A 22,663-nucleotide genomic window follows, 5' to 3' on the forward strand; every position below is an offset into this window, starting at 1 on the left:
AGGGGGGAGCGTGAGTGAGTGTTAAACTGTCGCTTCAATGAGGATTTTTTCAGCCTCTGCATTCCTTAGAGTCAAGTCATAGCCCATGATGGTATAGACACGGGGGTCCCCGAAGGGAGCCTGATTGCGCAGAGTGATCTCTTTGCCAGGCGTAAGACCCATGGAGATAAACCGACTGCGCTCTTCGTTTGAACATTTGAAGTCCATCACGCGAACCTTTGTACCTTTTTTTAATTCGACCAGCGTCATAATAGCCTCTTTCCGAAACGAGGGTTTATTTGGGCAGCACCACACTGCAAAAGGGAACATGCTCGGTTGTGCTCGGGGTCTCCCCCCCCCATCAAACGGAACTAATTCTCATTTATACCTGACAAAATGTCTAGCAAAAATTTAAGCAAATGAGAATTATTTCTAAAGGCATAGCAACGACGTACACCTAAGGTGTAACCGTATAGAATTTTTTTATCTTTTCTGTTCGTGCAAAAAAAAATGCTTCCCGCTTTGCTAAGCGTTGGCTAAGTGAAATTTTATCCCTTAAATAAACCATATGTTACGACGGGTTTGCTCGCTAGTTCGCCCTAAAGCCGATATCCCTTGCCTCTACAAAGCTGGCGCACAGAAGCAGGGCTCTCTCTGCCGATATGTAATCTGTTGACATAACGGTAAGCGATATGTACATTCCATACATAACGGTTATTCGATCCATGAAAAAGGAGTGCTCATGCCCCACCCAAACCCCATGGCTGTTTTGACCTTAATCACCCCCAATGGTGCAAAAGCGGGTGAAGAGCGCATGCGTTTGCTCGAACAAATTGCGATGCATGGCTCCATTACAGCAGCGGCTAAAAATGTGGGGATTAGCTATAAGGCCGCTTGGGACGCCGTTAAAGTCATGAATAACTTGTTTCCCGCGCCGCTGGTGCTCACCCAACCCGGGGGGCGCACAGGGGGTGGGGCACAGCTCACCGATGAAGGTCGTCAAGTCATTGATCTCTTTCATTCTGTAAAACATGAGTTGGATCGGGTTATGGAACAGTTCAGCCAGCACATGCGGCTAGCCGACCCCAACGCTAAACGATCGACCCTTATATGGAGCAACGCCATGCGCACCAGTGCACGCAATACGTTTCGCGGGACAGTGACGGCGGTTACCCCAGGTGCCGTCAATGCAGAGGTGGTGTTGCGCATCTCTGAACAGACTGAAATTGTGGCTATTATTACAAATCATAGTGTCGAAACCCTCAAAATCACGCCTGAAAGTGAGGTTTTTGCCATGATAAAATCCAGTTTTGTCATTCTTGCGCCAGAGTCCGAAGCGCAGCGTACTTCCGCGCGAAACCGTCTCTGCGGTACGGTGATAGAGGTCATGGAGGGCGCGGTGAACGATGAAGTGGTGTTGGACCTAGGTGGTGGGCGCACCATAACCGCCATTATCACCAAGGCCAGTGTTGAAAATCTCGGTTTTAAGGTGGGTGAACGGGCCTGCGCATTGGTTAAAGCATCGCATATCATTCTCGCTGTGGAATAAGCTTAGGAGCCAGACATGATGATCCCCTTTTTCCCTCTTCAACGTTGCTCGATCTTTTTTATGGGGTTGGTGTTGACCGCGCTTACCCTGTGTCCAACAGCGGTGAGGGCGGATTCGACCAACATTGCCGTAGCCGCCAATTTTACTGGTGCTGCTAAAGAGATCGCCGCCGCTTTTGCAGAGGATACCGGCCACCAAGCCGTTCTCAGTTTTGGCTCGACGGGCAAACTCTATACCCAAATCGCCCACGGTGCCCCGTTCCATGCTTTTCTTGCCGCAGATCGCAAGCGACCTGAGAAAGCAGAGGCCGAAGGGTTGGCCGTGGCAGGTAGTCGCTTTACCTATGCTACGGGTAAGATCGTGCTTTTCAGTACCGACCCAAACCGCGTTGACCCGGCAGGAAAAGTGTTGGAGCATCCAGAAACGTTTGCAAAACTGGCCATTGCTAACCCTAAAACCGCACCCTATGGAGCCGCCGCACGCCAAACCATGCAGAAATTGGGTCTCTTAGCGGCCATTGAACCCAAACTGGTGCGGGGAGATAGTATTGCGCAAACCTACCAGTTTGTCGCCACAGGTAATGCGCAATTGGGCTTTGTGGCGCTTTCCCAGGTCATTACGGGTGTTTCTGGATCTCAATGGGTGGTGCCAAGCGATCTTTATACACCGATCCGTCAGGATGTGGTGTTGCTCAACAACGGTGTCGAGCGCATCGCAGCCAAGGCTTTTGTGGATTATCTAAAAGGGGATCGCGCTCGCGCGATTATTGAAAAATATGGCTATGGTGTTGAATAGACCAGAGTGGCATGTGCCCTTGCGTCGGTTCGAACACGCTTCTTTAATCTCCCTGTTGTGCCTGCCTCCACCGATGGATGGGTGGTGGCAGGTCCCACCTAACTGGTGTGTGACGGCTAAAAAGAACAATACGGGTTTGAAGGCTGCACGCCTGTGTTGACGGCGGGCCATGCGCAGCGTTTTTGTGCATATTCCAGTTTGCAAGCAAGCATCCCGCTTCTATGGCGTGAACCTTCATTGGGCCACGCTCGCCTTTGCGTTCTGGATACGACCGTTGTTGCCATTAGCATGGTTAATCCAGGTTAGGGGCGGGCATTTCGGACAAAAACGATCATAGCTGGCGACCCTCCTATTCTTTTGCCCCTTTCACGCTTGTGGATCGTTGAGCAACTAGGCACGAAGTTGAGGATCATGATAGGATGAGACTTCTCTATCATAAGTCGTGAGCGGGTGTGTGGTGTTTTGCCTTAAAATTTCGAAAAATATCATTTTTTTCATGCTTGCTTTAGCGCATTTCTGCTTAGCTAAGCCAGGTGTGGGTGCAGAGCTTTCTTTAAGCGAACGGGAATATATACAACAGCACGGGCCGTTTACCTTCTGTGTCGATCCAGATTGGCCCCCCTTTGAGCAGATCAATGCGCAAGGGGTGCATGTGGGGATTGCAGCAGATTTGCTGCGTCTGGCGGCGGAGCGTGCTAAAATTCCGCTTAAATTGGTGGTAACCCAAGAGTGGCAACAGAGCATCCAGGCTTCCCAGCGGGGTGACTGCCAAATGCTCAGTTTTCTTAACCAAACCCCCCTGCGTGACGCATGGTTGGTTTTTACCGTGCCGATCTTTGTTGATAGAAATGTGATCATCACCCGCGAAGAACACCCGTATATTGAGGATTTGGCGGCGGTTAATCATCAAACCATGGTGTTGCCCAAAGGAACATCTATGGAAGAGCGGGTGCGTAAGGATTTTCCCCAACTGACCATTTTGCTTGCCGAGTCGGAATCGGAAGCCTTTGCGATGGTCTCCAAGAAAAAGGCGGACATGACCATGCGCTCTTTGATGGTGGCCATTGACACCATTAAAAAAGAGGGCTGGTTCAATTTAAAAATTGCGGGGCAAATTCCCGGTTATGAAAATCACTTGCGGGTCGGTATCCGAAAAGAGGCCGCCCCGCTCAAGGATATGCTCAATCGGGGTATCAAAGAGATCTCTCTGGCGGAACGGGCCGAGGTAGCGAATCGGCATGTATCCATTCAGGTACAGAGCGGGATTGATTATGGGTTGATGGCTAAAATTATAGGTGTGTTTTTTCTTATCTTGGTGAGCAACCTATTTTGGATCTTGCGCCTTAACCGTGCCAATGAGCGCTTAAAACAGCTTTCTCGGACCGATTTACTGACCGGTCTCCCCAACCGATCTTTTCTTAATGAGACCCTCCAACATGAGCTTTTGCGTGCTCATCGCAATGGTCGTCCTCTATCGGTGGTACTTTTAGATATTGATCATTTTAAACAGGTTAACGATCAATACGGACATTTGGTCGGCGATCAAGTATTGGTGGATTTTGCCCAATTGCTAAAAAAAACCGTGCGTGGTCAAGACCATGTGGGGCGCTGGGGTGGCGAAGAATTTTTGATTCTTTGCCCAGAATCAGATTTAAAGCAAACCCTTGTTTTATGTGATCGCTTACACACGGTTGTGCGGACCCATCATTTTGCCACGCAACAGCAACAAACATTTAGCGCGGGTATCGCCTTGTTTACCCCGCCAGAGGAGGCGGATGGCATGCTCCAGCGGGCCGATGAGGCACTCTATAAGGCCAAACGTAGTGGGCGCGATCAAAGCTGCATTGGTTGATTGGGCGCGTCAATCAAGCGGGGTTGAAACCACCTCTGTTGGTTCTGTTTTTTTGGCTTTCAATACCCTAAGGGCACAGCTTAATTCCCGAGCATAGTGAACCATGGGCGGTTTAATGCCCAGCGCAAACAGATCCCGCCTGAGTTCATGGGTTGTACCGATTAAACATACCTTAACATTACGCCGTTTGGCTTTATGGGCCAAACCTTCTATGGTGTTGGCCGCCGTGGAATCCAAAAAGGGTACCGATGAGAAATCAATAATCAAGGCTCGGTGGGTATCGGCAATTCGATCTAAGACGGAGCCAATAGAGGCCGCCGCGCCAAAGAAAAAGACCCCAGAAATACGATAAATCACCACATCCGGGTCATTGATGCGAGCTTGATCATAGGGCGCACGGTTGCCGATGTTGTCGGCTCTGTCCTCTGCCACAAACGGGGTTTGCGTCTCGATTGCTGTGGTTTTTGACATGCGATGGATAAACAGGACCGAACCAAGGGCAAAGCCCACCACGATGGCCTCGGTTAAATCCCGGAAAAGGGTCAATAAAAAGGTTGTCAAAAGAACCGCAGCGTCACCCCTTGAAGCCCAAATCAAGGTTGCAAAAGCATGTTTTTCGACCATATTCCAAGCCACCACGGCCAATACGCCCGCCAAGCTTGCCAAGGGTATATAACGGGCCAGTGGGGCGGCGATTAAGATAAAAGCAAGCAAGAATAGGGCGTGCAACATCCCGGCAAAGGGGCCGTGGGCCCCTGCGCGCACATTGGTTGCGGTACGGGCAATGGTCCCCGTGACGCAGATGCCACCAAACAGGGCCGAAGCCATATTGGCGACACCTTGGGCCACCAATTCGCAATTAGAACGATGGCGCCGACCGGTCATGCCATCCGCCACCACGGCGGACAATAAGGACTCAATGGAACCCAGCAGGGCAAAAGAGAGCGCACTGGGCAGCACATCCTGTAGTTTGGCAAGGGTGAATTCGGGTAAAACAGGGGTTGGTAAACTGCTGGGAATTCCCCCAAATTTTGAACCGATGGTGGCGATTGGCAGATCCAGCAAGAGGGTGACCAAAGAGGCGGCTACCACGGCCAGTAACATGCCCGGCCAATGGGGACGGTAGTGCTTGAGGATAAGGATCGAGCCTATCGTTGCCACGGCGAGTGTAACGGTTGCTGAGTCATAGCTGGGTAGGCTGGTCCATAATACCGGTAGCTTTTCTAACAAGGGTCCTGGTTCGCTGGTGGTTAGTGTAAGGCCAAGCAACTCCTTAATTTGGCTAGCAAAGATAATGGCTGCAATGCCGGCGGTAAAACCCACGGTAACGGGATAAGGGATAAATTTAATGTAGGTCCCCAGCCGGAAAAAACCAAGAATCGCTAAGATGAGACCCGACAGCAAGGTTGCTAAAATTAAACCATCCATACCATGAGCTTGCACCGTTGCGGCAACCAACACAATAAAGGCCCCAGCAGGCCCGCCAATTTGAAAGCGGCTGCCCCCCAACGCCGATACTAAAAACCCCCCCACGATGGCCGTATAGAGGCCCTGAGCAGGCGAAGCCCCCGATGCAATGGCAATCGCCATCGATAAAGGCAGCGCCACAATCGCAACGGTCAAGCCCGCCAAGGCATCGGCCCGTAAATCAGCGAGGCTGTAACCCTCGCGCAAGGTGGTGAACAATTTTGGGGTGAAAAGTTCAGAAAAGGTCGGCTCTATCTGCGCTGAAAAAGCGCGTTTGGTGGTCGTCATTGCCCAGCAACCTTGCGATTAAATGCGGGAGTAGGGTGAAAAAATACCACGACTCTCTGGAAGGACCCTTGATGGAACATGGTTTAATGGTAACAGGTGCATTTGGATACCCAGTACCGTAGGCTTGCTGCTCCCCTGAGCGCTTGCACGATACAACAAAAAAAGGCCCCCTCACCTGGAGACAGCCTTAACAGATATGAAATCCCTCGATTTAATAATCGAATAGCGGTTCAGTTAAGCAATAGATTCTGTGAGCGTGGTTGATGATAGGCACTGAAACAACCTATTTTTAGACGCACTAACTCAAAAGATGAACATATAATAGAGTGTAAAATTTAAAAAGCAACAGATTCACGCGCAATAGGCCCTACATCAAGCCGCGCTGGCCTACACGACATGGTGTCGGACTCAAAAAATAGTCCAAGCGGAGGGCGGCAATCCTGCTTTCATGAGGTTTAAGGGGTGAGGGTGGGCAGAGAGCTCCTCATTGCAGAGCCTCTTTACCCGTCCGGTTAAGGTTTTGCATCAGGCGTTCAAAAACTTCATAGAGTTTCCAGCGTACGATGGGGATATCCTCTAACCGATCACCAGGGATGCAATAGAGCTCTACGTCGGATTGGGTGACGATTTTAAACAGGCTCTTGGTTTTAAAAATGGCCACTTCTTCGCCAAAAAAACTACCCACGCCCAACTCATCAATCAACTCATCGCCAACATAGCGGTTAACCCGTCCATGCCGGATAAGAAACAGGCAGGAGAGCTCTTCCTGCTTAAAAATATGTCCCGTGCGATAGCTGTTGGTTTGCAGATCTTGGGCAATATGGTTGCGTGTAGCGTGGGAGATGCCATCATTAAACAGATGAGTATTATCCAAAAATTCGCGAAAATCCCTTAAACGTTCTATATCTTGCACCATATTATGGGACGAGATAAACTCGCGGTAAAGGGTGGTAGGGATCTTGAGGGCTTGAACAAAGCTGGCCGCGCGATAGGTGCGGCTGGAGGGGATCTGGGCAAATCCCGAGCGCTCACCAATCAAAGTCCCCGCATAGACGTGGCTGCGATGGCCGGTATCACGGGTTAAGGTTTCAACGGTACCAGTAAGGATAAGGTAGAGGTCATCCGGTACCTGACCCACTTTAAGAATGATGCTCTCTGGGTTAAAAATTTCAATACGGCCATTGAGCAGCATACGTAGGGCATGGGTAGGGGCTTTAGGTAGGTGAATGCTTAGAAACTCCCAGGCCAACCGAAGGGTGTAGTCTTGGTAGGAGGGAATTAAGGTATCCACGGTGCCAAAGGGCGCACCACTACCGATCTGCCGCTCTTTGGCATCTAAGGTGCGGGCGGTGTGGCAAAGCAACATTTTCGAACTCTTGTCGTTGATAAAATCCAGGGCGTTGCCATGGATCATGCCGCCGCCAATATCAATTTTTTTCAGGTCTGCGGGGCGTAAATAATCCGCCTTGACGCGCTCGGCAAAGGTAGGGCTTACCCCTGCGGCATGTTCATCCTCGGTGGTCATGCCATCGAGCACAGTAAAGGATATGGTGTCGGCATAGTGGGCAAAGGTTCGGTAACCATCTTCCCACAAAGTACGGAAAACAAATAAATTATTCTCGACAGGGTGGGGTGAAAAGAGCGGCATGACCTCCAAACCTTCAATGGAGTTCCACTTGTCAAATTCAAGGTCATGTACCTCAAAATAGTGAGAAAAATTACTTTCATCAATGGAGAGTAAGGCGCACAGTTTTTTCACCACAGAGTGGCGCACCAAGGGTGTGGCAAAATATTTAATGCGGCGATCCGCACGAATTAACGAAGCAAGACCAGCAAAATGATCATCGTGGGAGTGGGTGTGGAAAATGCCTTCGATCTCGTTAAGCCCGATGCCTAATGAGATAAGGGAACGCTCAATATTGGGGCCGGCATCCACTAAAAAAATACGCCCTTGGTACATTAGAATACTGCTCATGCAGGGACGGTTTGGGTCCCAGCCATCCCCATCGCCACTATGCACTACCCCAAAATAGTCACGCTTGATAAAGTGCTGTCCCAAGGGGTAGGGCGGTTCATATTGCTCATGGGGGGCGAGATTAAGATTAACGGTCACTGCTTCGCCGTTGTAAGAAATTTCAAAGATATTGACGGCGATACGGCGTAGGATAACACCGTTACGGATCTCTATAGCTTCATCCGCAATGGTGCGGCTTTCGAGAAAAGCATCGGTCTCTTTGATGGCACCAAACGCAAATTTTAATTTCATACGCATCATTTCGTGGGCTTGTGCTTCGGTCAAGCCAACATTGCGCAGCTCTTCTTCGTTGACCAACCCATAATTGCCCCGATAGATATAGCGCTTTTGCGCTTCAACCTGCTCTTTGGTGCCCAGTAACAGTGGGCATTGGCCGGTATTATGGGGATGATTAGGGATAATCATGCCTTGACGGTAAAGCATTTGTAGGACAGGAAACTCCGCCATATTGGAGAATTGCCCATTTTGCAGCATAATGTCGGATAAAAGAATGGCATTGGGGCCGGATTCAAACCGAACGCCGCGGTCCTCCAACGGCACGATGAGGCCGCGACGCATAAGGTGCTTAACGCTGTCGGCTGGGCATCCGCAGAGCAAAAATAGATCCGCCTCTGGGACTTCCACCCAGGTTATGCCTGTTGCAACATCAACTTTTTTAATGTGATGCATCTGCGCCTCCCGCAGAAAGAGATAGCCTGAACATACAGTCTGCCCGAATAGATTCGTAAAAACAAGAAGGCATAGTATCACATTTTGTATCACCATGCCTCTGTTGTTGCTACAATACCTAATCATAACAATGTATTGTTATGATTAGTGTGAAGCTTGTACGACTCGGTTAGAGCGCGTTTTCCGTAAAAGAGTGTCGTGCCGAACGCGATTGCATCGGAAATTGTGCTGCGTATGGTTTATTTAGGTGTTGTGGATGGGCTGTTTATGGCATCTTTTCAGCGGTTCTTCCCGATACTTTTAACCAGGAGCGGGCGGTTAAAAAAACGCTCGGTAATCATGATGACCATTACACGATTGATCCCCATTGTAGCAGGTTTTATGGTGTTGCTTAGTGTGCTTCTTACACATTATGTCCACCCCAACTGGGTTTATCTCACGATTTTTGTGGGTATCAACCTGTTTCAAAGTGGCATCACCGGGTTCTGCCCTTTAGCCACGATCTTAAAAAAATTGGGTTTTCCTCAGTAACCGGCTAACCTTGCAACAGGACAAAGACACACGCTTATGAGCATTCCTGTCACTATCATCACCGGCTATTTGGGGGTTGGTAAAACCACCGTTATTCGCCATCTGCTTACCCATAACAAGGGGGGGGCTACCTGGGCTGTGGTGGTCAATGAGTTTGGCGATGTGCCCATTGATGGGGCAATTATGTCCAGTGGCGGGGTGGCGATTAAGGAGTTGGCAGGAGGGTGCATCTGCTGCACCTTAGGGGCGGATATGGAAACCGCCTTGGGTGAGATACTGGATACCATCCAGCCCGAGCGTATCCTGATTGAGCCGACTGGGTTGGGGCATCCCGGTGGGGTTATTGAGGCTGTGACGGAGGGCAAATTTCGCCATCGTCTCACCCTCAAGAGCGTGCTCTGCTTGGTGGATTTGGCGATGTTGCGGGATCCATTGTTGAGTCAACGCAAAACCTTTATTGACCAAGTCGCCATTGCCGATGTGGTGTTGGCCGCCAAGGGGGATCAGCTCAATGCCGCCGACTATGCGGCGTTTGTGCAGTGGGGGCAGGAGCTGTTTCCGCCAAAAGAGGTGATGGGCAAGGTGATGCAAGGGTCGATAGATCCTGCGTGGCTGGATCTCAGTGTGGAGATGCGTCCCTATAGCCTCCTGCTGGAGCGGATGGTGGAAGGGGGTGAGCATCACCATCATGGAGATTCTGCACACAGCCATGGGGCCGGGCTAGGGGCTACCCCTCAGCAGCCCCAGTTGGACCAGCCGGTGCATTTTGAAAATCGCGGTTTGGGCCATATTGGGGGCGGATGGATTTTCCATGTCGAAGAGCGTTTTCACGAACATAAACTCATGGAGCTGTTCGAGGGGTCTCTGGCGGGCATTGCTCCGGTGGTGCGGATGAAGGGGCTATTTCGCGTGGGACCAACCCGGCGCATTTTAATTGATCGGGTGGGCTCGGTGGTGACGGTGAATGACTCCATTGCCTATTGGCGGGATAGCCGGGTCGAGGTCATTGTGCCCCAGGCAGCGGTAGCGCCCCAATGGGCCCGCTTAGAGCAGGCGATGTTGGCCAGTCGCTGGAAGCGCAAGGAGAGCTAATCTGAAGAATGACTTTGCTAAGCTGGTATTGCCGGCTCAAATGTGGGATGCTCAGGCTGTGCATCGTTTTTCCAGCACCTCTGACAGATGACGCTTTGACAAAGTGTCGTTAATGGGCTAAAAGTGGCCTGACATTTCGAATCGTAGGTGCAACAGAAGCTCCTTTTATTGGAGATTTTGTTTGAAAGGCCCATATCGGAGAGCTGCCTGGTGCATGGGGTAGCATCTCCCTCTTTGTGGGCGGCGCTGATGGCTAGGCCATGCGCAACGAAAACCCGCCAACCCCGCCAGGTCCGGAAGGAAGCAACGGTAACGGGATCTTTTGTGTGCCGCATTACGTTTGGTCGGAGCCGCCCTCCCTGATGCGTCCGGCAGTTGCTCGCCTTGTTGGCTTGGCTGCCGGGCGTCGATCATTCCTCCCAACCTATGGGTGTCATGTCTTCCTACGTCGTATTGGCGCGTAAATGGCGGCCACGCCGCTTTGAAGATCTGATTGGTCAGGAACATACGGTCCAGGCGCTGCGTCATGCACTGGAGCAGGGCCGTATACCCCACGCTTTTCTCTTTACCGGCATTCGTGGCATCGGCAAAACCACCCTCTCTCGATTATTGGCGATGTGCTTAAACTGCGGTACTGGGGTGACGGCCAATCCCTGTGGCGCGTGTGATAGCTGTCGCGCCATTGTGCGGGGCGAGCACCCTGATGTATTTGAGGTGGATGCCGCCTCCCGCACCAAAGTCGAGCAGATGCGGGAGCTTTTGGATGGTGTCGCTTACACCCCCTCGCTAAGCCGCTATAAGATCTATATTCTTGATGAAGTCCATATGCTCAGTGCCTCATCCTTCAATGCGTTGCTCAAAACGTTGGAGGAGCCCCCCACGCATGTTAAGTTCATTTTTGCAACCACCGAAGTGCGGAAAATCCTGCCGACCATTCTCAGCCGTTGCCAGCGCTATGATCTGCGCCGTCTGGATCGTGACGGGCTTGCCCGCTATCTTGCGCATGTGTTGGATGTTGAGCAGATTGCCTATGACCAAGAGGGGCTTGCTGCCATAAGTCACGCGGCCGATGGTTCGGTGCGGGATGCGCTTTCGCTGCTGGATCAAGCCATTGCCCATGGTGGCGGGCGGGTGGATTATACCCATGTGAGCGGTTTATTGGGGTTGACCGACCGGCAAGCGGTGGTGGCGCTGTTTGCGGACCTCTGCCGTGGGCGGTTACTGGAGATGTTGGAGCGCGCGGCCTATTTCCATCGTGATGGGGTAGAGCCGGTGGTGCTATTGAACGATTTGCTGGATATAACCCACCAAGTGACCCGTGAGTTGGCGGTGGGGGTCGGGGATGCTGCCCAGGCGCTTTCTGAGCACGAGGGGTTAAAAGAGGTGTGGCCTAAGCTTGGTCTTGAGCATTTGCAGATGCTCTACCAGGTATTGCTGCGTGGGCGTGAGGATCTGCAAATGGCTCGATTACCCCGGCAGGCGTTGGAGATGTTGTTGCTGCGGGCGGCGCATTTGCGGCCCGTGCCGCCCTTAAAACAGTTGGTGGAGTCATTGCAGCGGCAAGCAGGGGTGGAGCCCGGTGAAAGGCAGGCGTCGCCAGCGGTAAAAAAGTTTGATGCCCCGGGGGTGGGGCAGAGTGAGGTTGCCCCCACGGTACACTTTGCGCCTAAGAGTGCCGCTTTAGAGGCGCCGCAAGCGGTCCAAGCGCCCCAGGTTAAGCGAGCAAAAAAGCAACCCACGGTTCTGGCGCCGGAGCCGCAGCCCCCTGTAGTGCCGCCCGATTGGCCCGCCGTGCCGCCTTTGCAGGAAGAGCCTACGGTCGTTTCCCCAACGCCACCGGCTACGGTGGAGAGCTGGGAAAAGCTGATTGAGGCGGCGCGCATTAAGTTTCCGTTGCTGGCACAAAAGATGGAGAGTCATCTTAGTTTGCTGAGTTATACAGGGGGGTCAGGCCCCCACGATCCACCTTGCATGGAGGTGATGATTGCTCACGCTTTTGCCGGCGAACCCAGTAAGGTGCATAAAAACCTTATGGATTTGTTGGTTTCGTTAAAACTGCCCAATGGGGTGGTGCATATCCGTAAAAGCAGCGATGGAACGCGCCCGGATACAGAAGCGGAAAAACAAAAGAAAGCTCAAGACGCTTACCAAAATGCCTTGACGCGTGAGGTGGCGGACGATCCGTTAATTCAAGAGATTGAGCGGCGGTTTGAAGCAAAGATTATCCATGTTGAACCGGTTTGACTTGACAATTTTGCAACGCAAAAGTAAGAATCGGGTCATGTCTGGGAACGATTTTTATAGGCTGCTCCTCTAACGTGGTCAAGGCGTACGCAGGGCCAACGTTGTTTGTGCCAAGATCCAGGCAGGGAGCGTGCAGCAAGGCAACCATAGCAAATGATAAGGGTGACGCCGTGAAGGGTTTTGGCAATATGGGAAATATGATGAAGCAGGCCAAGCAGATGCAAGCCAAGATGGCGCAGATGCAGGAGGAGCTTGCTCAGTTGCAGGTAATCGGCCAAGCGGGTGGCGGCATGGTGGAGGTTACCATTAATGGTAAACAGTCTGTTGAGGGGGTGAAGATTGACCCCAAGGCGGTTGACCTAGAAGATCTAGAAATGCTGGAAGATTTGGTGGCCGCCGCTTTTAATGATGCCCAAATGCGCATGGCACAGATTACCCAAGAAAAGATGGCCAAGGTTACGGGCGGCATGAATATTCCCGGCCTGTTTTGATCGTATAACATGAGTAGCGGTCTGCCGACACTGGAACGCAGCATTGAGCTCTTTTCCCGCCTGCCAGGGGTTGGTCGCAAGAGTGCGCAGCGTATGGTCTACCACCTTCTCAAAGAGGGGGGGCGGGAGGCTACTCTGCTGGGGCAAGGGCTCTTGGCGCTGAGTGAGCGCATTCACTTTTGTGAGGTGTGCCATAATTTGGCCGAAGAGGGCTTGTGCGCCATTTGTCAAGATAGTAAACGAGATCATGGCCTCATTTGTGTGGTAGAAGAGCCCGTGGATGTGCTAGCTATGGAGCGTGCTGGGGCTTATCGAGGTCTCTATCATGTGTTGGGGGGGCGGCTTAGCCCCATGGATGGGATAGGGCCAGATGCGCTGTACTTGGACGCGCTGCTCGAGCGGTTGCAGCAAGGCGGGGTACGGGAGTTAATTATCGCCACCAACCCGACCGTTGCCGGGGAGGCCACGGCCCACTATATCACCCAACTGGCGCAGCCACTTACCATAGATATTAGCCGCTTGGCCTATGGTATGCCCATGGGCGGTGAGTTGGAGTATTTGGATGAATCCACCCTGTTTCAGGCCCTTCAAGGCCGCAGAGGTGTTTTGTAAGGACCTGTATTTACAGGTTTCATATGTAGAAGTGTGGCATGGGTTTCATTTCATGGAAAGATAGCATGCTTTTTTGAAATGAATTGGTTACAATGCCAACCTTCTAAAGCTAAGCAGTTTAATGCGGTGCCGCTGGTGGATATGCTGTACCGCAACAACTGACATGAGGGGGCTGCGCGCGTTGTGTGGACCCCAAGCAGATAACGGAGAGTTCTTGGTATGGCTACCTTGAAAGCAGATGACCAACAGGCGTTTCCCTATCCGGGCATTCCCGGAACAGGTGATGGTTCCGATGCCATCGCTTATGTGGAGACTCGCGCCACTGACGGTGCAGCCGCTTACCCCATCACCTCGTCTACCATTATGGGCCAAAATTACCAGGTCGCAGTGGCGAACGGCTTTAAAAACGTCTGGGGCAACGAGTTGGCCTGGTTGGAGTTAGAGTCCGAGCACTCATCGGCTTCTGCTTGCGAAGGCTATGCCTTGGCAGGGGGTCGTGTGACCAACTTTACCTCGGGTCAGGGCTTGATTCTGATGAAAGAGGTGCTCTACACCATCGCCGGTAAGCGTCTGCCCCAGGTGTTGAACGTGGCGGCACGTGCGCTGACCCATCAGGGTTTGAACGTGCATGCTGGTCATGATGATGTGATGGGGGTTGCGGACTGTAACTGGGGCATTCTGTTTGCCCAGAGTGTACAGGCTTCTGCCGACCTCTGTATGATTGCCCGTCGCGCCTCGGAAAATGCTTTAACGCCGATGATGAACGTGCAGGACGGTTTTTTGATCTCTCACACCATTGAGAACCTCAACTATCCTGAGGATGATCTCATTCGAGAGTATCTGGGCAATCCCCGTGAGCGTATTCGAAACATGTTTGATCCTGAGGCACCTTTGCAGACCGGTGTGGTGCAAAACCAGGATGCCTACATGCAGGGTAAAGTCGCCCAACGCGCTTACTATGACGAGCTGGCGGGTCATATTGAAGAGGCCATGGCCGAGTTTTATCGTCTGACCGGGCGTAAATATGGGTTGGTGGATGCGGTGAGCATGGAAGATGCCGACTATGCCATCATTGCCATGGGCACCACCGCTGAAACCGCCATGTCCACCATTCAGTTGGCCCGTAGTAAGGGTATTAAACTGGGTGTGGTTAACGTGACCTGCTACCGTCCGTTCCCGGCTATCCAGCTGGTACAAGCCATTAAAAACTGTAAAGCGGTTGCGGTCATTGAGCGTTGCGATGTGCCCACCATGGTAGATAATCCCTTGACCACGGACATCGAGGCCTCGTTGGCTAAGGCGGCCATGGGTATTGAAGGTTTTGATGCTTTGACCACCATGCCCTATGTCTTTAGCGGCACGGCTGGTTTGGGTTCGCGGGATGTGACCCCCGGTCATATGCTGGCGGTAGTGACCAACATGCAAAAGGGTAAAGAGGGCAAACGCTTCTTCTCCTTGGGCATTGAGCATGAGACCGCGTTGCATCCTGAAGAAGAGCCAGATGTGCGTCCCCAGGGCTCCTTCTCGGTGCGTGCCCACTCGGTGGGTGGCTTCGGCTCGGTGACCACCAACAAGGTGATCGCCACCATGTTGGGAGATATTTTTGGATTCCGTGTGCAAGCGGCACCCAAGTATGGTTCTGAGAAAAAGGGTCTGCCGACCAACACCTATCTGACCGTGACGCCGACGGGTAAAATTCTTACCCATTGCGAACTTCAGCAGGTGGACTTTGTGCCGTTGATGGATCCCACTACGTGGTTCATGGGTAACCCTCTGGTGGGTTTGGCCGATGGCGGTATTGTCTTCCAGCATACCGATGAGCCCAATGCTCAGGCGCTGTGGGACTCGCTTCCTCCTTATGCTAAGTATTTCATGCAGTCCAACAAGATCAAGTTTTATGGTGTGGACACCATTGATATCGCCCGTGAATCTTGCTTGTCTGACCCCTCCCTGATTCAACGTTTCCAGGGTGTGGTACTGTTGGGTGTGTTCTTGCGCGTGACGCCATTCCAGAAAAATGCTGGTTTGAGTAGCGAGGATCTCTTTGCCGCCGTACGTAAGCCTTTGACGAAATACTTCGGCAAGCGCGGTCAAAAGGTGGTAGACGACAACTTGGAGGCGGTTAAGCGTGGTTATGATCGGGTGATGGAAGTGACCCAAGCGATCATGGACGCCACCCCTGCGGATGAGTTGGCGGCTGGTAAGGAAGAGTGGGAAGCCAAGGGTAAGGACGTTAACGCGTTCTTTATCTAAGGTACTTGACCCTTTCTAAGCATGAGACGATTGACGCCCCTACGGCGTCTGGAGGATATAATGAGTCAAGCTAAGATCTATTCAGAGAACACACCTCAATGGTACGATGTGGATCGTGCTAAAGAGATTCTACACGCCTATAATACGGGACAGGGCTCTGGACAGCCTGCCGACCGTTTTGTGGCCTGTTCTGCGGTACCGGCTGGTACCGGTTCGTACCGCGATTTTTCTTACATCGCCCCAGATCTGCCCGAGTATATGGCAGACAACTGCGTGGCCTGTATGGAGTGCGTGCAGAACTGTCCTGATTCGGCCATTTGGGGTCGGGTAATGACGCCTGAGACCCTGGAAGCCGAGTTGGCCAAAGCCAAGGATGACACCACCCGCGATTTGATTAAGGCGCAGATGGTGCAGACCACCAAGTTTTGGAAAACCTACGAAAAGAAAAAAGAGAAAGAGCCCGATGCCCCAGGGGGTGCCGAGTTTGGTATCTTTATTGATCCCACCAAGTGTAAGGGGTGTGGTGAGTGCGTGGTCGCCTGTGGTGAGCATGACGCCCTGAAGATGATCAAAAAGACCAAAGACAACCTGCCCAACTATTTTTCCATGTGGGAGTTCTACAAGAACACCCCTTCCACGCCCGAGGCTTATATCAATCCCAAATTGAAGATTGATATTATGCTGCGTGAGAACGCCAACCAGTACGTGGGGGGCGCGGGTTCGTGCATGGGGTGTGGTGAGGCTTCGGTTATTCGCCAATTGTTGGCCATGACCCACGAAAAAGTCGGCCATAAATATGGCATCACAGCGGCGACCGGTTGTAACACGGTGTACGGTTCGACCTATCCCTACAACCCGTTCCGGGTGCCATGGATGAACTCGCTGTTTGAAAACGCGCCGACGGTGGCCATGGGTGTGCGTGCCCATTGGGATCGTACCGGTAAAGAGGATCATGTGCTCTGGGCGTTTGGTGGTGATGGTGCCATGTTGGATATTGGCTTCCAGGCCCTTTCGCGCATGCTGACTTCGGGTATGAACATCAAGGTTTTGGTGTTGGACACCCAGGTCTACTCCAATACCGGTGGTCAAGCTTCTACAGCGACCTTTATTGGTCAAGAGGCGAAGATGTCGGTCCATGGCAAGTCGATTCGCGGTAAGATGGAGCGCCGCAAAGAGATCGGTATGATCGCCATGATGCATCCTCACGTCTATGTGGCGCAGACGGTTGGTCCCATGACCACCCACTTCTACAAGAGTGTTGAGCGTGCTTTGGAGTATAATGGTCCTGCGCTGATCAACGTTTACACCACCTGTCAGCCTGAGCACCAAGTGGCTGATGACCTCTCTTACACCCAAGCGTTGTTGGCTGTGGAGTCCCGTGCTTTCCCTGTCTTTACCTATGATCCAGAGGCGGGTGAGACCATGGCTGAGCGCATGTCTTTACAGGGGAACCCCTCTGTGAAGCGCGATTGGCACCACAAGAAAACCAAGGAGGGTGAGGAGCAGGTCAACTTTATCACCTTTGCCCGTACCGAGGGTCGCTTCCAGAAGCATTTTGATAAGGATGGCAACCATTCGCCTGTGCTGGATATTTCCATGCAAGAGCGTTTGGAAAACTGGCGCAAGTTGCAGGATCTGGCCGGTGTTTCCAATAGCGATTGGGAAGCCGAGCGTGCGGCGAAAAAGGCTAAAAAGTAAGGCTGAGTGTTTAAACGGGTGGGTGGAGGAACTTTTGGCTTCTCTGCCCACTCGTAACAGCATGAAAGAAGCACCACGGCTTGTGGTGCTTTTTTTTTCTGACTCAAAACAGTACGGATAATGTCCTAAATCCCCGTCTTTTGCAGGGGGTAGGCAAGGCGTTGAGGAGAAAAGTGATGACCGAAGCTTACAAGGCGGCTTTGCGTGATAATATTACCCGTCCGCGTATGCTCTCAGCCAAACATGCTGCGGATATGAGCACCATGGAGGGTGTAGACGATCCCTTGGACCTGTTATTGCCTGAACAGCTTGAGGGGATGGAGTTGTGGAAGCAGGAGTATGCACTTTCGCCGCTCTTTACGCCAACGTTGGAGGACCGCATGCGCAGTGAGCAGGCGCTGCAACCGGATGGTTTGGATCCGCACATTTGGCAGCAATTGGTGCAGGATCTTACCGCCGAGAAGCCATTATGCAAGGTTTCATTTGGGGATCGGGTGGTGGACATGGCGGTGCCAGAGGATGCCATTGAGCGCCATGTTAAGCTGCTCTATCCGGCGAATCGTTTGGATGAGGCGTGTAAGGCGCAGATTGAGGCGCTTTCGGCCAGTGATGAAGATGCACTGGAGGTGATGGCTCTGTTACGCATGCCTCATTGGCAAGCTTTAGCGCAGGTAAGGCTGTTGAAAGCGTTACTGGATCTGTTTGCCCAGCAAGGTAGCTACACCGTAGATAAAATGCGCTTTTTGGATGAATTTGTGCGTACCCACAAGCCGACGGATACAGAGGATTTGGCGCAAAAATTGGAAAATTTGGAAGAGTCTTACCGATTGGAGCAGGAGCGGCCCATTTTTAACCAGCGTTTGGAGCAGGCACAGACCGATAATATACGTTCCAAACTCTGTGGTGAAGGGGTGAAAAATTTCCGCTTGGCCCAAAGTCGCGCGATTTTGCAGGATTTGCAAGGGTAAGTGAAATGGCATTGGTGCACAGAAGCGTGTGGGGTCAGTTCGAATAGTGGTGGCCTTGTTGGTTGAGTGTTACAAAAAAAACAGCCCTGAAAAGAGGGTTAAAGCGCTCTTTTCGGGGCTTCTGTTTTTAAATAATCTTGCGAAATAGGGGGGATCATGGCATGCTCGCCCCGCAGCTATGGATATAACAATGGCCGGAAAATGATGCAGTGCATGTTCTGTCGATGGGGGGGCGGGCATGGCGTAGCACCCCCGCGGTGTTAAGATAAGGGGGTAGCTGTTGGGCTGGCTCCCTTTTTTGTGCGGATGTGACACCTTGCTTATGGGAACACCCCCTTGATGGGTGTGGTTGCTCAGCCGGGTTAACCGAAACGGAATGATGATGACGCCTGGAAACGATCAGTGGATCACCATTCATTATGATGGCGAGCCTTACAAGGTGCCGTCGGGTCGTACCATCGTGACGGCGCTGGAGACGGCTGGCGTTCGGTTTGTGCGCAGCGTGGGGTGCCGTGGTGGTGTGTGCGGTGCCTGTACGGCGTTTTACCGTACCCCTGCCGATGCACAGTTAAAAAGCGCCTTGATGTGTCAGGAACAAGTGGTGGATGGCATGTCGATCATGCCCATGCCCTTTTTCCCGCAAAATCAAATGCCCTACACCCTGAACCTGCCTGCCGGTGTGAGCCCGGCCCGGCAGGTTATGCAGCTCTACCCCGAGGTGGGGGGCTGCATTATGTGTCAGGAGTGTACCCGCATCTGTCCGGTTGGGATTGATGTGATGGGCTATGTGGGCATGATCAAACGCGGTGATTTAAAGGCCGCTGCGGAGGCTTCTTTTACCTGTGTTCAGTGCCAAGCGTGCGCGGTGCGCTGTCCTGCACGTATTTCGCAACCCAATGCGGCGCTGGCAGCCCGACGTTTTTACGGTGCCCACGTGATGAACCGCGCCGACCATTTGCAAAAGGCGCGGGATAAAGCGAAATCTCAAGAGATTCAGCGAGGATTTCGCCGTTTAAAGCGGATGGATGCCGAGGAGTTAAAAAATCTCTATCAGCGTCGAGAGGTGGAACCGGCTCAATCCGCGCCTGGCACTTGGCTGCCTGAAGATACCACTCTGCTGGGATAGGTGACTATGTCTGAACGAGCACTCAACCATCTACCCGAGGAGCTGCGGGAATCCGCCATAGCGGTGGCCCGCACCCGTGAGGATCGCGTGCGCCGTGTGCAACGGGGGGATAGCTTTCCTGAACTATCGTTGACGGATCGCAAAGCGTGGTTGGAAGATTTTCATCCCGACTACCGCGCCGATGGCCGACGCGCTTTGAGGGTGGGGGTCAATAAAAACCAAGGCATCCCTGTTGAGCTGGCCAATCTGCTGGAAGCGTGGCCACGGGCCTCGGTGCGCCAGCTGCTGCAAGGTGGCACCATTCCTGAGGCCGATTACGAGACCGATGTGCTGGTGATTGGCGCGGGTGGGGCCGGGGTTACGGCTGCCATTGAGGCGGCTAAGCGCGGTCTTGACGTGTTGATTGCCACCAAGCTGCGGGCGGGGGATTCCAACACCATCATGGCGGAGGGTGGCATCCAGGGGGCGGATCAAGAGTGTGACTCGCCTTTACAGCACTATTTGGATGTGCTGGGGGGTGGTCACTTTAGCAATGATCCTGAGCTGGCCGAAGCCCTCTGTCAGGACGGACCCGAAGCGTTGGCTTGGCTTGAAGAGCTGGGTATGCTGTTTGATAAATATCCCACGGGCCGTATGCGGGTGCGACACGGGGGGGGAACTTCGCGTAAGCGTCTGCACTCCAGCGGGGATATGACTGGGCTGGAGATGATGCGGGTGCTATGGGATGAGTGCCGCAATCTAGCCAACGTGCAGGTGATGGAGTTTAGCCCCATTGTGGAGCTGTTGACCGATGACGATGGACGGGTGGTAGGGGCCATTATTGAGCGGCTAACCCACAATAATGAGGTGCGGGTGATCCAGGCTAAATCGGTTATTTTAGCCACGGGTGGCTTGGGCCGCTTGCATCTACAGAGTTTTCCCACCTCCAACCACTATGGTGCCACCGCCGATGGTTTGGTACTCACCTATCGGGCGGGTCTACCCTTTCGCGATTTACAGCACAATCAATACCACCCCTCGGGCATCGCTTTTCCCGAGCAGAAGGCGGGTCTGTTGATTACCGAAAAATTCCGAGGGTTGGGTGCGCAGTTGGTGAACCGCTTTGGGGATGAGTTTGTCTACTCCCTGGAACCTCGAGATGTCACCACCGCGGCCATTATTCGGGAGTGCAGTGAATTTAGTCATGGTGCCACCACCCCAAGCGGCAATGTGGGGGTGTGGTTGGATATTCCCATGATTGATGACCTCCACGGCAAGGGTACCATTGAGCGGGAGTTCCCTGGGCGCTTTAGCGAGTTTTCCCGGCACGGCATTGACCTAACCAAGGTGCCGGTATTGGTCTACCCCACACTGCACTATCAAAATGGCGGTGTACGCATCCGGGGCGATGGGGCCACGGGTCTGCCTGGCCTTTATGCGGCGGGTGAAGTGACCGGCGGGGTGCATGGAAAAAATCGGTTAATGGGAAATGCGTTGTTGGAGTTGATTGTCTTCGGCCTGCGCGCGGGACGTGCCGCCGCCGAATTTGCCCTTTCGACCAACCCAGGTGGGGCAGCGGGGCTCTCCCATATCGAATCCTATTTGGAAGATTTGAAGGCAGCAAATATTGATGAAACCCGTACGGCGCCTATGCTTTTACCGAGATATGGTAAGGCTTTGGCTATTTAATTGGGTTATGATTCATAAAATTGCTTGCAGTCATTCATAAGGATATGCTTATTTAGTTGGTGTAATACCACTAAATCATCGTACACTGTCCGCTTTAACGCCATTTCGGTATGGGTGTGCGGCGGAGGTATGCCAATTTCGGAATGGTTCCTACGTTCTGTAACAGGCAGGAGACGACATGAATATTCATGAGTACCAAGCCAAAGAGATCATCGCCAAGTTTGGCGTCAATGTCCCTCGCGGGCGGGTAGCCTATACCCCCCAAGAGGCAGAGATGGCGGCCAAAGAGCTGGACAGTGAGGTCTTTGTGGTGAAAGCCCAGATCCACGCGGGTGGACGTGGTAAAGCGGGCGGCGTGAAGGTGGTAAAAACCACCGATGCCGTGCGTGAAGAGGCTAGCCGCATGCTTGGCTTGACGTTGGTGACCCATCAAACCGGTCCTGAGGGTAAAGAAGTTAAACGCCTCTACGTGGAAGAGGGGTGTGACATTGCCCGGGAACTCTATTTGGGTATTGTGATTGATCGGGCGACCAGCCGTGTCACCTTTATGGCCTCCACTGAGGGGGGAATGGAGATTGAAGAGGTCGCTGAGAAGAGCCCAGAGAAAATTCTGCGTGAAGTGGTCGACCCAGCGGTTGGCTTGGTTGCTTTCCAAGCCCGCAACCTGGCGTTTGGGTTGGGACTGGAAGGTAAGCAGATTAACAAGGCGGTGCAGCTGATGAGCGGCCTCTATAATGCGTTTATGGAGACCGACGCCTCCCTGATGGAGATCAACCCATTGGTGATCACCGGTGCTGGGGATGTTATTGCGCTGGATTGCAAAATGAATTTTGACGCCAATGCGCTCTATCGCCAAAAAGCTATTGAAGAGCTGCGGGATTTTGATGAAGAGAATCCTAAGGAGATCGAAGCTTCTAAGCACGAGCTAAACTACATCGCTCTGGATGGCAATATTGGTTGCATGGTCAACGGGGCCGGTTTGGCCATGGCGACCATGGATATTATCAAGATAAAGGGTGGCGCACCGGCCAACTTTTTGGACGTTGGGGGTGGTGCCACCACAGAGCGGGTCACAGAAGCGTTTAAGCTGATTCTCTCCGATGAAAATGTAAAAGCAGTTCTGGTTAACATCTTTGGTGGCATCATGCGCTGTGATGTGATTGCCAATGGTGTGGTGGAGGCGGCAAAGCAGGTGAATCTGAATGTTCCCCTGATCGTCCGTTTGGAAGGCACCAATGTGGAGAAGGGCAAAGAAATTTTGGCCAACTCGGGTCTGCCGATCATCTCTGCCGATAACTTGGACGATGCCGCGACCAAAGCGGTAGCCTCGCTGAAGGAGGGCTAAG

Annotated in this window: 17 protein-coding genes and 1 other RNA gene; 15 read left to right on the top strand and 3 right to left on the bottom strand. The window is 52.6% G+C overall.

The window, feature by feature from the left end; all coding sequences use genetic code 11:
• Nucleotides 1-21: 21 nt before the first annotated feature.
• Nucleotides 22-249 (bottom strand): FeoA family protein, encoded by a 228-nt coding sequence (locus MMC1_RS08815; RefSeq protein ID WP_011713386.1) that lies wholly within the window; start codon nt 247-249, stop codon nt 22-24.
• 472 nt (nt 250-721) lie between these two features.
• Here MMC1_RS08815 and MMC1_RS08820 point away from each other — a divergent pair, with 472 nt between their 5' ends.
• The 3 genes from MMC1_RS08820 (at nt 722) to MMC1_RS08830 (ending at nt 4,175) form a co-directional block, all read left to right on the top strand.
• Nucleotides 722-1,528 (top strand): TOBE domain-containing protein, encoded by an 807-nt coding sequence (locus MMC1_RS08820; RefSeq protein ID WP_011713387.1) that lies wholly within the window; start codon nt 722-724, stop codon nt 1,526-1,528.
• Between the two features lie 15 nt (nt 1,529-1,543).
• Nucleotides 1,544-2,323: a molybdate ABC transporter substrate-binding protein gene (gene modA, locus MMC1_RS08825; protein ID WP_011713388.1), complete on the top strand. Its 780-nt coding sequence runs from the start codon at nt 1,544-1,546 to the stop codon at nt 2,321-2,323.
• A 496-nt stretch (nt 2,324-2,819) separates the two neighbouring features.
• The gene (locus MMC1_RS08830) at nt 2,820-4,175 is read left to right on the top strand and encodes a diguanylate cyclase (RefSeq protein ID WP_407081015.1); all 1,356 of its coding nucleotides are present in this window, start codon (nt 2,820-2,822) and stop codon (nt 4,173-4,175) included.
• Nucleotides 4,176-4,184: 9 nt separating this feature from the next.
• Here MMC1_RS08830 and MMC1_RS08835 read toward each other — a convergent pair whose 3' ends face one another.
• Nucleotides 4,185-5,930: a SulP family inorganic anion transporter gene (locus MMC1_RS08835; protein ID WP_011713390.1), complete on the bottom strand. Its 1,746-nt coding sequence runs from the start codon at nt 5,928-5,930 to the stop codon at nt 4,185-4,187.
• 484 nt (nt 5,931-6,414) lie between these two features.
• Entirely contained in the window at nt 6,415-8,634 is a 2,220-nt protein-coding gene (locus tag MMC1_RS08840) for a cyclic nucleotide-binding domain-containing protein (protein ID WP_011713391.1), read from the bottom strand.
• Between the two features lie 198 nt (nt 8,635-8,832).
• On the opposite strand from MMC1_RS08840, the gene MMC1_RS22155 reads away from it, so the two are divergent.
• From MMC1_RS22155 to sucC, 12 genes are all read left to right on the top strand, one after another.
• Nucleotides 8,833-9,165 (top strand): YgaP family membrane protein, encoded by a 333-nt coding sequence (locus MMC1_RS22155; protein WP_227665309.1) that lies wholly within the window; start codon nt 8,833-8,835, stop codon nt 9,163-9,165.
• Between the two features lie 36 nt (nt 9,166-9,201).
• The gene (locus MMC1_RS08850; protein WP_011713393.1) at nt 9,202-10,257 is read left to right on the top strand and encodes a CobW family GTP-binding protein; all 1,056 of its coding nucleotides are present in this window, start codon (nt 9,202-9,204) and stop codon (nt 10,255-10,257) included.
• A 251-nt stretch (nt 10,258-10,508) separates the two neighbouring features.
• An RNA gene (gene ffs / locus MMC1_RS21175) (signal recognition particle sRNA small type) lies at nt 10,509-10,606 on the top strand.
• A gap of 86 nt (nt 10,607-10,692) precedes the next feature.
• Nucleotides 10,693-12,501: a DNA polymerase III subunit gamma/tau gene (gene dnaX / locus MMC1_RS19930; RefSeq protein WP_049757647.1), complete on the top strand. Its 1,809-nt coding sequence runs from the start codon at nt 10,693-10,695 to the stop codon at nt 12,499-12,501.
• A gap of 188 nt (nt 12,502-12,689) precedes the next feature.
• On the top strand, nt 12,690-12,992 hold the full coding sequence (locus MMC1_RS08860; protein WP_041642300.1) for a YbaB/EbfC family nucleoid-associated protein: 303 nt from the start codon (nt 12,690-12,692) through the stop codon (nt 12,990-12,992).
• 9 nt (nt 12,993-13,001) lie between these two features.
• Complete coding sequence (recR, locus tag MMC1_RS08865) at nt 13,002-13,604, top strand: recombination mediator RecR (protein ID WP_011713396.1); 603 nt, start codon at nt 13,002-13,004, stop codon at nt 13,602-13,604.
• 219 nt (nt 13,605-13,823) lie between these two features.
• Nucleotides 13,824-15,857: a 2-oxoacid:acceptor oxidoreductase family protein gene (locus MMC1_RS08870; protein ID WP_011713397.1), complete on the top strand. Its 2,034-nt coding sequence runs from the start codon at nt 13,824-13,826 to the stop codon at nt 15,855-15,857.
• A gap of 60 nt (nt 15,858-15,917) precedes the next feature.
• Complete coding sequence (locus tag MMC1_RS08875) at nt 15,918-17,555, top strand: thiamine pyrophosphate-dependent enzyme (protein WP_011713398.1); 1,638 nt, start codon at nt 15,918-15,920, stop codon at nt 17,553-17,555.
• Nucleotides 17,556-17,731: 176 nt separating this feature from the next.
• Nucleotides 17,732-18,523, top strand: coding sequence for a hypothetical protein (locus MMC1_RS08880; RefSeq protein ID WP_011713399.1), 792 nt, complete (start codon nt 17,732-17,734; stop codon nt 18,521-18,523).
• 376 nt (nt 18,524-18,899) lie between these two features.
• Nucleotides 18,900-19,649 carry a 4Fe-4S dicluster domain-containing protein gene (locus MMC1_RS08885; RefSeq protein ID WP_011713401.1) on the top strand — a complete coding sequence of 250 codons (750 nt, stop codon included), beginning with the start codon at nt 18,900-18,902 and terminating at the stop codon, nt 19,647-19,649.
• A 6-nt stretch (nt 19,650-19,655) separates the two neighbouring features.
• Entirely contained in the window at nt 19,656-21,317 is a 1,662-nt protein-coding gene (locus tag MMC1_RS08890; RefSeq protein WP_011713402.1) for an FAD-dependent oxidoreductase, read from the top strand.
• Nucleotides 21,318-21,495: 178 nt separating this feature from the next.
• Complete coding sequence (gene sucC / locus MMC1_RS08895) at nt 21,496-22,662, top strand: ADP-forming succinate--CoA ligase subunit beta (RefSeq protein WP_011713403.1); 1,167 nt, start codon at nt 21,496-21,498, stop codon at nt 22,660-22,662.
• Nucleotide 22,663: the final 1 nt, after the last annotated feature.

The organism is Magnetococcus marinus MC-1 (genome assembly GCF_000014865.1).
Lineage (GTDB): Bacteria > Pseudomonadota > Magnetococcia > Magnetococcales > Magnetococcaceae > Magnetococcus > Magnetococcus marinus.